The 13,075-nt window shown below is 61.3% G+C and carries 10 protein-coding genes and 1 tRNA gene; 5 read left to right on the top strand and 6 right to left on the bottom strand.

The window, feature by feature from the left end:
* Positions 1–2: 2 nt before the first annotated feature.
* From ABM562_RS13535 to ABM562_RS13515, 5 genes are all read right to left on the bottom strand, one after another.
* Complete coding sequence (locus tag ABM562_RS13535) at positions 3–1,454, bottom strand: alginate export family protein (protein WP_134063111.1); 1,452 nt, start codon at positions 1,452–1,454, stop codon at positions 3–5.
* Entirely contained in the window at positions 1,451–2,902 is a 1,452-nt protein-coding gene (locus tag ABM562_RS13530) for an SEL1-like repeat protein (protein WP_115087174.1), read from the bottom strand. Before ABM562_RS13530 ends, ABM562_RS13535 begins: the two co-directional genes overlap by 4 nt.
* 24 nt (positions 2,903–2,926) lie before the next feature.
* Positions 2,927–4,078, bottom strand: coding sequence for a PilZ domain-containing protein (locus tag ABM562_RS13525; RefSeq protein ID WP_115087173.1), 1,152 nt, complete (start codon positions 4,076–4,078; stop codon positions 2,927–2,929).
* 15 nt (positions 4,079–4,093) lie between these two features.
* Complete coding sequence (locus ABM562_RS13520) at positions 4,094–5,626, bottom strand: glycosyltransferase family 2 protein (RefSeq protein ID WP_258579156.1); 1,533 nt, start codon at positions 5,624–5,626, stop codon at positions 4,094–4,096.
* 192 nt (positions 5,627–5,818) lie between these two features.
* On the bottom strand, positions 5,819–7,126 hold the full coding sequence (locus tag ABM562_RS13515; RefSeq protein WP_115087171.1) for a nucleotide sugar dehydrogenase: 1,308 nt from the start codon (positions 7,124–7,126) through the stop codon (positions 5,819–5,821).
* Positions 7,127–7,785: 659 nt separating this feature from the next.
* On the opposite strand from ABM562_RS13515, the gene ABM562_RS13510 reads away from it, so the two are divergent.
* The 5 genes from ABM562_RS13510 to ABM562_RS13490 all read left to right on the top strand — a co-directional run bounded on the left by ABM562_RS13510 (position 7,786) and on the right by ABM562_RS13490 (position 11,475).
* The gene (locus ABM562_RS13510; protein WP_134063107.1) at positions 7,786–8,172 is read left to right on the top strand and encodes a helix-turn-helix domain-containing protein; all 387 of its coding nucleotides are present in this window, start codon (positions 7,786–7,788) and stop codon (positions 8,170–8,172) included.
* 100 nt (positions 8,173–8,272) lie between these two features.
* Positions 8,273–8,911 carry a response regulator transcription factor GacA gene (gacA, locus tag ABM562_RS13505; RefSeq protein ID WP_010221877.1) on the top strand — a complete coding sequence of 213 codons (639 nt, stop codon included), beginning with the start codon at positions 8,273–8,275 and terminating at the stop codon, positions 8,909–8,911.
* Between the two features lie 8 nt (positions 8,912–8,919).
* The gene (uvrC, locus tag ABM562_RS13500; protein WP_115087169.1) at positions 8,920–10,743 is read left to right on the top strand and encodes an excinuclease ABC subunit UvrC; all 1,824 of its coding nucleotides are present in this window, start codon (positions 8,920–8,922) and stop codon (positions 10,741–10,743) included.
* Positions 10,744–10,775: 32 nt separating this feature from the next.
* On the top strand, positions 10,776–11,336 hold the full coding sequence (gene pgsA, locus ABM562_RS13495; RefSeq protein ID WP_010221879.1) for a CDP-diacylglycerol--glycerol-3-phosphate 3-phosphatidyltransferase: 561 nt from the start codon (positions 10,776–10,778) through the stop codon (positions 11,334–11,336).
* 63 nt (positions 11,337–11,399) lie between these two features.
* Positions 11,400–11,475 (top strand) — tRNA-Gly (locus ABM562_RS13490).
* A 335-nt stretch (positions 11,476–11,810) separates the two neighbouring features.
* Here ABM562_RS13490 and ABM562_RS13485 read toward each other — a convergent pair.
* Positions 11,811–12,977, bottom strand: coding sequence for a hypothetical protein (locus tag ABM562_RS13485; protein WP_460422313.1), 1,167 nt, complete (start codon positions 12,975–12,977; stop codon positions 11,811–11,813).
* Positions 12,978–13,075 lie beyond the last annotated feature (98 nt).

The following is a 13,075-nucleotide window of genomic DNA, read 5'->3' as shown; positions in this document are numbered from 1 at the left end:
CCTTAGTAGCTGACCACGACGCCGAAGGTCAGCTGGTAGTCATCACCACTGTCCAGGGCGTTGCCGGCGTTGAGGTAGCTGGCGCTGACCAGGGCGTTGACGTCCAGGTGCTTGCCGTCGATGGCCACCGGAAACATCTTCCAGTAGTAGTTGAGGTCGAGCATCTGCCCGACGTCCTTGCCGCCGCCGTGGGTACCCTGGGCAATGGCGCGGTTGCGCTCGCTGCGCTGGTCGCCTTCGAGGCGGATCGGCAGGGTGCCGTTGGCGTCGCGCAGCTTGAGGTCGGTAACCCGAAAATCCAGGGCGCTGCGCGGCGTCGGGTTGGTTTCCAGGGCGATGCCGTAGTAGCTCAGGTTGCGCAGGTCGAGGCTGACGAAGGAGCTGGCCAGGCGCGTGCTGTAGCTGCCCTGGCGGGTGATGCGATCCGACTGGATGGCATTCAGGCGAAAGCCGTCGTTGTCGTTGCTCGGCTTGTCGGTCAGGCCGCCGCGCAGGGCCACCCGGGGCGTCCACGGCAGGTCGTGGAAGCGTTTGCCGATCTCGCCCAGGGCCGCCCAGCCGCTGGCGTTGTGGCCGCTGCTGGTGACGCCGTTGACGTCGGTGTTGTCGACCTTGCCGTCCAGGCCTGCGAGCTCCAGGTGGTAGTCGCTGAACAGCGGCGTCACGTCGAGGTCGTCAGCCTTGAAGAACAGCCCGTAGCGCATGCCCTTGAAGTCGTAGCGGTCTTCGGCATCGTGGCCGCTGTGGTCGTTCTCGTGCATCAGGCGCACGCCGGCCCAGTTGTGCTCGCTCCAGCGGTAGGCGTATTCGCCCATCAGGTAGGTGGTGCGCTCCTCGCTGTCGGCCAGGCGGTTGACGTCGCTGTTGTAGTTGTAGAACTTCTGCGCCACGGCCACGAAGCCGCGGGAGAAGGTGTCGTTGTAGTTGAAACGCAGCGACTCGATGCTGTCGTCCCACCAGATGCCGTAGTCGTCGAAATAGCGCTGGCGCCCGGCCGACAGCGAGAAGCGCGGGTCGTCGCCGAGCAGGTTGCGTTTCACATACAGCTCGCGCAGTTCGGCGTACCAGCCTTCGGGCTGTTCGCGGTCGAGGTTGTTGGCGTTTTCGTTCTGCACGCTGGCCGACTCGCTGGAGTCGTAGTTCAGCCAGACGCGGCCATAGACCATCCACTTGGCCCAGCGTTTTTCCGGCGAGTACCAGGCGAACGACGGCTCGTAGCGCAAACTGTAGAACATCTCGCGGTTGCGGCCGACTTCGGCGTTCTCCGGGCCGTAGCCGGTCTGCACGGTGAGCTTGTTGAAGAACTCCGAAGTGATCACCGGCTCGCTGCCGTCGGCGACCCGCACCGGTTCGCTGCTGTCGGCCTCGGGGCCGGTGACTTCTTCCAGGGCTTGCGCCGGGTACAGCGGTGCCAGGGTCAGCAGGGCGCCGAACAGGGTGTGGTGGGCTTTCACAGGGTTGCCTCCTTCAACAGATCGTTGCGTGCCGCCAGGGCACGGGCGATGTCATCCTTTTTCAGGGTCTTTTCCAGGCGCTTGACCAGGCTGCGGGCACCGTTCTCGCCCAGCGCCAGGGCCACCTGGGCATAGGTGTAGGCCTTGACCGGGTCATGGCAGATGGCACGGCCGTAAGCGTGCAAGGTGGCCATGCGGTACCAGGCGGCGGTAGAGCCGGCCCGGGCCTGGGCCTGGAAAATCGCCAGGGCCTGGTCCTGGTCGGGCTGGTCGGCCACGCCCTTGCTGTAGTACTCGGCCAGCAGCAGTTCGGCGTCGGGGTAGCGGTTGGCGAGCAGCTCGTCGATCAATGCGCGGGCCTTGTCCGGATCCAGGGTCAGCCAGTTGTTGACCATGTAGAACGAGGCCTGCAGCGCCTTGGCCCGGGTCGCTTCGCGGGCCCGGACCTGGTCGATCAGCGCCTGGGTCTCTTCGGCGTTGTGCTCGGTGGGGTTGGAAATCATGTAGTTGGCCTTGGACACCATCGCCGGCACAAAGCCGCGTTCGACGGCGTTGTCGCGCCAGCGATGGGCTTCGCCGCGGGCCAGGTCCAGGGCATCGCTGCGCTGCTTGTCCGCGGCCAGTTGCGCGGCGTCCGGTTGCACCCGCGCCGGGCCCATGGCGCTGGCCTGGCGCTCGTAGCGGTCGGCTTCCTGCTCGGCGCGCTGCACGCTGTTGATGCTGTCGAGCAACGAGCCGATTCGGTGCACGATCTCCACGGCCAGGGTCGGGCGCAGCGCTTCGAGGCTGCGGGCAAAGGCCGGGAAGGCGCGGTCCTGATCGTCGCCGAGGAAGCGGTAGTAGCGATCGATCGCCCGCACATCCACCCGCACCGCCTGCTGGTACCAGCGCTCGGCGCCGGCGCGGTCACCCTGGCGCTCGGCCAGCACTGCCTGGTACAGCTCGGGGCGGCAGTTGAGCAGGCACGACTGCTGGTACAGCGCCAGCAACTGCGCCGCTTGCTCGGTGGAGACCAGTTGCGGGTACACCAGGAACACCTCCAGGGTGGTGCTGGCATTGCGCGGATCGAGGGTCGCCGGGTAGCGCGTCAGGGCCTGGGCCATCCACTCGCGCTGACTGTTTTGCAGGCTCGGGGTGCGGTCCAGCAGGCGCGCCAGCGAGGCCAGCGCCGGGACCTGGCCGCGGCCATCGGCAAACGCCTCTTTGTACAGGCCGATGATTTCCGGGCGGCTGGCGCCATCGCTGTTGGCCAGCACATCACCGAGCAACAGCTTGGACGCCAGGTCACCGCGGTCGGCCAGGGCGCGCAGGTCGGCACTGACATTGGCGCCGGGATCTTTGTACAGCGCGTAGCGGATCTGCTCCAGGCTTTGCCCGGCCAGGGCGCTGCTGGCGCAGGCCAGGCCGATGCTGGCCAGCAGCAGGCGGGAGGGCGTCTTCGCATTCATTGCCTATTCCTTCCTTGGTGGGGCTTAGCGCGAAGCCGTGAACGGCAGGCCCAGGTACAGGTCCACCGCCACCGGCTTCTGGTACGCGGCGCGGGGCAGCGGGCTGTCGGGGGCGATGGTCAGGGCCAGGTTCTTGTTGGCTTCATCGACATGGGAGTCGACGACCTTGCCGCTGAAGGTCTCATCCAGGCCGAACACCTTGAGGTCCACCGAGGTCACCCGGCCGATGTCGGCGAGCTTGTCGAACGGCACGTTGGCGGTGACGAACAGGCCTTCATCCCTGGGCAGCAAATGCACCAGTGGCGCCTGCTTGTAGCCGTAGCCGTCCAGTGGCTTGCTCGGGAAGTACACCTCGCAGTCGCACGGGCTGTTGATCACCGTCTCGATGGTGGCGCGCCCGAGCAGGGTCTGCAGGTCGCCGGGCGAGAGGTCGGCCACTGCCTTCATGTCGGCCGGGCTGGTGAAGCTGGTGGCCAGCTGGGTGGAAATGCTCGCCACCGGCGTGCCGGCCTTGACCTCGGTCTGCCCCGGCGCCAGGAGGAACTTCACATAGCCGTTGTCGGGCATGCTGATGACCTGGGCATTGGCCGAAACCTGGGCCTGCACGGCAGGGATGCGGAAGAACAGCAGGTAGCACTTGTAGGCGACAAAGCCCAGCGCGGCGACACCTGCGGCGGCATACAGCAGGGTGCCGAGGGTGGCCTTGAGACGCTCGCCGGAGCTGCGCGCGCTGGCGTACTTGTGCTTGCGTTCCTTGATGTAGTTTTCCCGCTGCATCACGTTGAACAGGCCGTTGATGTCGGCGATCTCGCCCGACAGGTAGGCGCTGATGATGTAGCGCAGGATGTCGCGCTTCTGCGAGTCGAGCTCGACGAACTGGGCGCCGACTTCCTGGCCGCGCTGGGAGACGATCTTGATCTGGCTGTCGATGTTCAGGTCGACCTGGTTCAGGCGCAGCTGGATCGAGGCGTGGTACAGGCTGCCGATCTTCAGCGGCTCGGGGTGGAGCAGGCCGATGCCACCCAGGGAGATGTCCTGCAGGGTGCTGTCGAACGGCGGCTGGCCGGCCGCGCTGAGCTTGACCCGGGCATTGAGTTTGGTGCGCACGTACTGGCGTTCGTCGATGGCTTCGTGGACGACGTTCGCGGGTACTGCGGGTGTGCTTGAACTACTCATGGCAGGCGCCTTTCCTTAACGTTGCGTGAGTTCGAGAAGAACCGAGATGACCCCGAAGAAAATCGCGATGGATGAAAACAGCATCGCCTTGGAAGACCAGCGGTTCAGGGCGGCATCGAAGTTGACGGTGCCGTTGCTTAATGTGGTTTTTTGCCGGGTCCAGCTCTGCTGGTCCATGTGGAACAGGGCGTAGACTTTCATCAGCGAGCCGATGATCTGGTTGTAATAAAGAACGAACGGGTACACCGGGCTGACCGGGTGGCCGGCGAACAGAAACAGCACGGTGACGATGCTGCGCGACAGCAGTACCCAGAACAGGTACACCAGTAGGTACTGGATGCCGAACACGATGCCGGCGACCACCGAGGCGGTCAGGCCCATCAGGCAGGTCCACATCGACACCCGCTGATCGAGCAGCACGTACAGAGTGAACAGGCCCAGGCGGGCGCGGCCGAGCAGGGCGGTGGCGCGAAAGTTCTGGCGTAGCGAGTTGCCGTACCAGCGGAACATCAGTTGGCGGGTGGCGCGCCAGAAACTGTTGTCTGGCGGATGCTCGACGGTCAGGGTGTTGCTGTCGGGCACGTAGAAGGTGTCCCAGCCGGCGCGCATCAGGCTCAGCCACGACGACTTGTCGTCACCGGTGAGAAACTGAAACCGCCCAAGGCGCCAGTGCTGGAGAAAATCCGCCTCGACGTCGCGGATGAAGTCCGGGTCGGTCATGACACTGGCGCGAAAGAACGACAGCCGCCCGGTCAGGGTCAGCACCCGGTGCGACAAGGCCATCGAGCACATGTTGATGTGCCGCTGGACGAAGCGCATCGAGTGCCACTGGCGCATCAGGTTGCTGCCTTCGACTTCGCAGAACTCGTTGGTGGTCAGGCCGCCGACGTTGGGCAGGTAGGCGAACAGCTTGACCGCGCGCTCGACGCAACCGGGCAGCATCATGGTGTCGCCGTCGACCACGCCGACCACCGAGTCCTGCAGCGGCATCTGCCGCGACAGGGCGCGGAAGGCATGGGCCAGGCCATCACGCTTGCCGGTGCCGCGGGCGCGGACGATCACCAGCTTGATGTCGTCGCGGTCCTTGACCTCGTTGCGCATGATCTCCTTGATGAACTGCTCGTCGCCCTTCTCGACGATCGAGGCGATCACCGTGCACGGCACCTTCAGCCGCTGTACCTCCTGGAACACCGACTGGTAGACCTTGAAGGTGGTGTGGGTGGGGATGCGAAAACTGGTCACCACCATGAACATGTGCGCCGGCAGCGCCGCATCGCCCATGCGCTCGACCGCCTTGCGCATGCGTGGGAACTTCCAGTGCAGGAAGTACATGCCGCGCAGGTAGTGGACGATGGCATTGCCATAGCGCCACATGCCCAGCGCACCGATGATGAAGATGAACTTGTGGTGTGCAGGGTCGAGGTACTGCGGTGCGACCATCTCCGACGCCAGCGCGATCAGGCCGAACAGGCAGGCCCAGGCGCAAAAACGCGCGCCTGCCTGCAGGTAGTCCGGCTGCCCTCGGGGCGGCTGTTGCTGTCGTTCCATGTAGTCGTTGCTCCTGTGTTCGGGCCACGCCCGGCTGAATGACATGCGCACTTTTCGCGCCTGGCCATGACAGGGTCGGCCGGGCAGTTGGCAGGTGTGCAGTCAATCAGGCGGGGTGCCTGGGTGAATCGCCGGGTACTCTCTGGGTGGAGTACTTTCTGGCTGGAGTGCTCTCTGCTGGAGGACGGGGCCTTACCAGCAGATACCCTCACGCTGGGCATCGCTGCCGTGGGCCATGAAGCCCACCAGGTCGATGATCTGCTTGTCGCTGCTGGCATCCAGGGCCTGGGCGAAACGGTCATCGTTGTTGCCCAGCACCACCACGTCGGCTTCGCGGATCACCTGCTGCAGGTCGTTGCACAGCAGCGACGAAACGTGCGGGATCTTCGACTCGATGTACTCGCGGTTGGCGCCGAACACCCGGGCATACTCGACGTTGGCGTCGTAGATGGTGAGGTCGTAGCCTTTGCCGATGAGCATTTCCGCCAGCTCCACCAGCGGGCTTTCGCGCAGGTCATCGCTGCCGGCCTTGAAACTCAGGCCCAGCAGGCCGATACGGCGCTTGTCCTGACGGGTGATCAGCTCGAAGGCGTTCTTCACCTGGTTGCGGTTACTGGCCATGATCGAGGCCAGCAGCGGGTGCTCGACGTCCAGCTGGCCGGCACGGTAGGTGAGGGCGCGCACGTCCTTGGGCAGGCACGAGCCACCGAAGGCGAAGCCGGGGCGCAGGTAGTAGCGCGACAGGTTGAGCTTGTAGTCCTGGCAGACCACATCCATCACCTCGCGGCCATCGACGCCGGAAGCCTTGGCAATGTTGCCGATCTCGTTGGCAAAACTGACCTTGGTCGCGTGCCAGACGTTGCAGGTGTACTTGATCATCTCGGCGACTTCGATCGACTTGCGGATCACCGGCGCGTCCAGGCCCTGGTACAGCGACTGCAGCAGGTCGCCCGATTGCGGGTCCAGCTCGCCGATCACGGTCATGGCCGGGAAGTCGTAGTCCTGGATCGCGGTGCTTTCACGCAGGAATTCGGGGTTGACCGCCACGCCGAAGTCGATGCCGGCGCGCTTGCCCGAGCTTTGCTCGAGGATCGGGATGACCACGTTCTTCACCGTGCCGGGCAGCACGGTACTGCGCACCACCACGGTGTGGCGGCTGGCCTTGTCGCGCATGGCGGTGCCGATTTCGCGGCATACCGCTTCCATGTAGACCAGGTCCAGGTCGCCGTTTTTCTTGCTCGGGGTACCGACGCACAGCAGCGACATCTCGGTGGCCAGCACGGCGGCCTGGACATCCGTAGTGCCGCGCAGGCGGCCGTGGCGCACGCCGTCGAGCAGCAACTGTTCAAGGCCCGGCTCGACAATGGGCGACTTGCCCTGGTTGATCATGTCGATCTTGGCCGGCGAAATATCCACGCCCAGCACCTGGTGCCCACGAGCGGACAAACAACCGGCACAGACAGCGCCCACATAACCCAATCCAAAGATACTGATATTCATAGTTCCCTCTCCCAAGGTTCAGCAAAAGCTGACCGAGATAGTCAGTTAAACGGCATAGTCGACGCGGCAGACGCGCAAGAAAAAGCAGCGCGCTAAAAGGAGGCGATGCAGGCGTTTTTCGTTGTCTTATTACATCCTAAGGGAGTTTTTTTAACTTCGGCAAGCTGTCTCTAACTTTGAGTTGGATAAAGTTTAAAATCGCTGTGTTAAAGTTAAAAAACCGTTATAAATCAACAAGATAAAGTTTGTTATTAGTTCGTCGTCAAAAATCCGACATCAACATTTTGCCGTGAAAATGGCGTCAGAAAGCCGTTGCCTCAATGGCTTTTGGCGATTTTCATGGTTTTTTTGACGGGCATTTTGCATGTTCTCTTGAGCTTCTTTATTATCCGTAAGCTGTTGTGTTCCAACGCTAATAGTCGCCAGGTGATGGCACTTTAGCTATTAACGGAAGTTGTTTGCTTATTAGTGCGCTGTGTAAGAACTGCGGGCGAGATCCGTAACCGTCTCGGCGGTTGTCCTGACAATCCCGGACAGGTAGAGCGGGCTTCGACTTGTGCAGCGGACCTGATCGCGGCATAGTTCGGGCTTCGTTCGAGGCACGCCATTGAAGGCTGTGTGCTCATCCATCCGGATGCTGGATAAGAGATGTCAGACAGATGAATGGAATCGGTTCGCGTATCAGGGAAGAAAGAGAACGGCTGGGCCTGACCCAGCGCGCCTTTGGCGATATCGGCGGGGTAGAGCCCAACGCCCAGGGCAAATACGAAAGCGGTGAGCGCACCCCCAAGGCCGACTACCTGGCCGCCGTGGCGGCGCGTGGGGTCGATGCGTTGTATGTGTTGAGCGGGGTGCATACCCCGGTTGAGCACAGCAGCCTGAGCGCTGAGGAAGAACAGCTGCTCGGCAGCTTTCGCCTGCTGCAGGCGGCCGACCAGGTTGCCGTCCAGCAATTGCTGGGCAGCCTTGCCGAGCGTGGCCAGCGCCCGCCGGTAAGGGCCGGTGGCTATGAGCGGGGGATGTATGGGCGCCTGTCAGGAAAGTGAAAAAATGACGTCAGGCAAATGACGTGTTCCGTTAGGTCTACGGCTATATTTTTTGCTAAGGTGGCGGGATCCAATTACCGCCGCAGTGCGAGGTGTCTGCTTGATTAGGGTGCTGGTGGTCGATGACCACGATCTGGTGCGTACGGGCATCACGCGCATGCTGGCCGATATCGATGGCTTGCAGGTGGTGGGCGAGGCCGACTCCGGCGAGGCATCGCTGAAGGTCGCGCGCGAGCTCAAGCCCGACGTGGTCCTGATGGATGTGAAAATGCCCGGTATCGGCGGCCTGGAGGCGACGCGCAAACTGCTGCGCAGCCACCCGGACGTGAAAGTGGTGGCGGTGACCGTTTGTGAAGAAGACCCGTTCCCCACCCGCCTGTTGCAGGCCGGCGCCGCCGGTTACCTGACCAAGGGTGCAGGGCTCGATGAAATGGTCCAGGCCATTCGCCTGGTGTTTGCCGGCCAGCGCTATATCAGCCCGCAGATCGCCCAGCAGCTGGCACTCAAGTCGTTCCAGCCGCAAGGCTCGCCGTTCGATGCGTTGTCGGAGCGGGAAATCCAGATCGCGCTGATGATCGTTGGCTGCCAGAAGGTGCAGATCATCTCCGACAAGCTGTGCCTGTCACCGAAAACGGTCAATACTTACCGTTACCGGATCTTCGAAAAACTCTCGGTCACCAGCGACGTCGAGCTGACGCTGCTGGCCGTCCGCCACGGCATGGTTGACGCCAGTCTCTGAGCGCACTCATGACACCTGTGTTCGATTCAAGCGCATTCCTGGCGACCTGCAGCGGTCGCCCGGGCGTCTACCGGATGTTCGACGGTGAGGCCCGGCTGCTGTATGTGGGCAAGGCCAAGAACCTCAAGAAGCGCCTCGCCAGCTATTTTCGCAAGACTGGCCTGGCGCCGAAGACGGCTGCCCTGGTGGCGCGCATCGTCCAGGTCGAGACCACCATCACCGCCAACGAGACCGAGGCGCTGCTGCTCGAGCAGACCCTGATCAAGGAATGGCGCCCGCCGTACAACATCCTGTTGCGCGACGACAAATCCTACCCCTATGTGTTTCTCTCCGATGGCGACTACCCGCGTCTGGGCATCCATCGTGGGGCCAAGAAACAGAAGGGCAAGTATTTCGGGCCGTACCCCAGTGCCGGAGCGATCCGCGAGAGCCTGAGCCTGCTGCAGAAGACCTTCTTCGTCCGCCAGTGCGAAGACAGCTATTACAGCAACCGTACCCGGCCGTGCCTGCAATACCAGATCAAGCGTTGCAAGGCGCCCTGTGTCGGCCTGGTCGAGCCGGAGGAATACGCAGTCGATGTGCGCCACTCGGTGATGTTCCTCGAAGGCCGCAGCCACCAGCTGACCAACGAGCTGAACGCCGAGATGGAGCAGGCGGCCATGTCCCTGGAGTTCGAGAAGGCTGCCGAGCTGCGCGACCAGATCGCCTTGCTGCGCCGGGTCCAGGACCAGCAGAGCATGGAAGGCGGCAGCGGCGATGTCGACGTGGTCGCAGCCTTCGTCAATCCCGGTGGCGCCTGTGTGCACCTGATCAGCGTGCGTGGCGGGCGGGTGCTGGGCAGCAAGAACTTCTTCCCGCAAGTGGGCATCGAGGAGGAGGTGGCCGAGGTCATGGCCGCGTTCCTCTCGCAGTACTACGTGGGCAATGCCGAGCGCGAGCTGCCGGGCGAACTGATCGTCAACGTGGTGCACGAGGATTTCGCCGCGATCAGCGCTGCCATCGAAACCCTGCGCGGCCGTGACCTGACCATCAGCCACCGAGTGCGCGGCACCCGTGCGCGCTGGCAGCAACTGGCGGTGACCAACGCCGAGCAGGCGCTGAGCGCACGCCTGGCCAACCGTCAGCACATGGCTTCACGCTTCGAGGCCCTGGCCCAGGTCCTGGCCCTGGATGAAACCCCGCAACGCCTGGAATGCTACGACATCAGCCATTCCAGCGGCGAAGCCACCGTGGCCTCGTGCGTGGTGTTCGGCCCGGAAGGGCCGCTCAAGTCCGACTACCGGCGCTACAACATCGAAGGCGTGACCCCGGGCGACGACTACGCGGCCATGCACCAGGCCCTGACCCGGCGCTTTGGCCGGCTCAAGGACGGCGAGGGCAAGCTGCCCGACGTGCTGCTGGTGGACGGCGGCAAGGGCCAGCTGAACATGGCCCGTGAGGTGCTGCAGGAACTGGCGGTGCCCGACCTGATCCTGCTCGGGGTGGCCAAGGGCACCACGCGCAAGGCCGGATTCGAAACCCTGTACCTGAATGACGTGGCCCACGAGTTCACCCTCAAGGGCGACTCACCGGCGCTGCACCTGATCCAGCAGATCCGCGACGAAGCCCACCGCTTTGCCATTACCGGCCACCGTGCCCGCCGTGGCAAGACGCGCCGCACCTCGACCCTCGAAGGCGTCGCCGGCGTCGGCCCGAAACGCCGCCGCGACCTGCTCAAGCACTTCGGTGGCCTGCAGGAACTGACCCGCGCCAGCATCGAAGAAATCGCCAAAGCACCGGGAATCAGTAAAAAGCTTGCCGAGTCGATTTATGCCAACCTGCATAGCGAGTAGAATGCCTGCTCACTTTGCAGCCAGTTGTGCCGATGAATATTCCAAATCTGCTTACCGTTCTTCGCGTCCTGCTCATTCCGATCTTCATTTTGCTGTTCTATGTTCCGTATCACTGGAGCTATATCGCAGCGAGCAGTGTCTTCGCCATCGCCGCGGCCACTGACTGGCTGGACGGTTACCTGGCCCGTCGCCTGCAGCAGAGCACGCCGTTCGGCGCCTTCCTCGACCCGGTAGCCGACAAGCTGATGGTCGCCGTGGCCCTGGTATTGCTGGTGCAAGTGCACGCCAACTTCTGGCTGACCCTGCCGGCGGCGGTGATCATCGGCCGCGAGATCGTGGTCTCGGCCCTGCGCGAGTGGATGGCCGAGCTGGGGGCGAGGGCGCACGTCGCGGTGTCGAACCTGGGCAAGTGGAAGACCGCGGCGCAGATGCTCGCCCTGGTGATTTTGCTGGCCAACCCGCCGGTGCTGACGTTCTGGGTGATTTTGGGCTACGCCTTGCTGATGATCTCGGCCGGCCTGACCCTGTGGTCGATGGTGCACTACCTGCGCGCCGCCTGGCCGCACCTGCGCGAAGGCTCGGAGCAGAAATAAAGCTTTTTTGAATCAAGGGCTTGACGAGATTTATTGAATCGTTACAATAGCCCCCATCACGACGCGGGAATAGCTCAGTTGGTAGAGCACGACCTTGCCAAGGTCGGGGTCGCGAGTTCGAGTCTCGTTTCCCGCTCCAAATATGGCGCTTCAGCATTCAGCAGAGTGCTGTAGTGATAGAAAAAAGGCCCTTCGGGGCCTTTTTTCGTTTCTGCGCAAAAGCGCTGACATCCAGTGCAGGCCAGTACGTTCAAGTCTCGTTGTTTCAGTTGCATTTCCCTGGCATGGGTACTCATTGCTGGCCACGGTTACGTCGCCCCTTCGGGACGCCACGGCTCAGTGACACCCCGTTGGTTGTCGCCCCATGCGTACTGCAGGCGTACGGTAATGATCGTGTGAACTGACGCCGGGCACGCTGAAACACGTTGGCTTACTCCGCTCGGCATCCAGAGGCGAACGGCCATGCTGGTAGGTTTACTTGTTAATTAACAAGTAGCCCTCGGTCCACCGGATGTCCATGTTTTCAATTTTCTTTAGCGCTGTAATTTGTCCATCTTTCAAGTTTAGGTGGTCGTAGAGGATGTTATAAGCAAATACCCCGTTTGCACATTTGTTTTCTGGCTGGTATTTGTCTTTTGAACTGTCATTCTTGATGGCGTCTTCAATGTATTTGTAACTCTCGCAGCTGTGCGTAATTCCATGTTTTAATGTCTGTCGGGTTGGTGTGTCATTGTTGAAAAAGTTGAGTGTGTAGTAAAGTGCGCTCAAGCCGATGAAGTGGGTGTGACTGAAGTCGTTTGAGTTGACAATGTGTTCGAGCTTCTGGATTTCAGATTTGCCATTAGTCGCAATGGCTTTGTCATAAGTACTGTCGCACGCGGTGAAGTTAAATGAGCCTGGCGTGGATAAGCCCTCGGGGTAGCAACTCTGATCTTGCTGTTGTACCCTGTCCATAGCAAGTCTGGTCTCATTAGCACCCAGGCCAAGCAGGCTTTCACTCACAATATGATAGGTTTGTTTATTCCACTGTACAGTATGGGTGGTGTCAGTCTGCGGATCGTTGCTGGCAAAAGTAATCTGGCTTGAGGCTCCGCCCATCTCAATTATCCCTAGGGTCTTGTCAGACCCTGTAAGTCCTATTAAGTAATTAAGGTGTACCCAAGCGAATGCCCCTTCTTCCCATCCTTCAATCGTACGCACCTGACCTGTCATTAATCCCTTGCCATGGATTGCCTCGTTGACAGACTGATAAATAGATAGTTGCTGAGATGGAGACAACTCGCGCATGCCTGCTGTTCCGAGAACGCTCACGAGGACATTGTTTTTTTCCAGGGTATATCCTTTGTCATCGGCGAGCTTAATCAATGCGTCAAGCAAAGGGCTTATGAGCTGGGTGTCTGCATTTTCAGGAAAATTCACATGGCTGGCCAATGGGTTTTTAGTGCTGTATTCCACAATGGGAGTAATAGTGTCAGAGGATAATTTATAAAGAATCCCGCGTGTCTTGCTGCTTCCGGCGTCAACGACAATTTGCCATGTCTCTGAACGCGCTTCTGCGTTAATGTTTTCTATCATCGTGCCGAAAACGCACAGTGCTAGAATAATGTTTTTCAGGGTGCTAACGCGGTAGGGTAAAGACAAGGCAAGTGCTCCATGGATAGTGGGAGTGAAAAAATACAATTCATGGCTTTAGAGGTGGTTGTAATAATTACTCTCTATGCTAAGCGTTACTGACAGCC

It is taken from the genome of Pseudomonas sp. ZL2, assembly GCF_054788455.1.
Note: the sequence above shows the minus strand (reverse complement) of the source record. Positions and strands in the feature narration are given on the sequence as shown.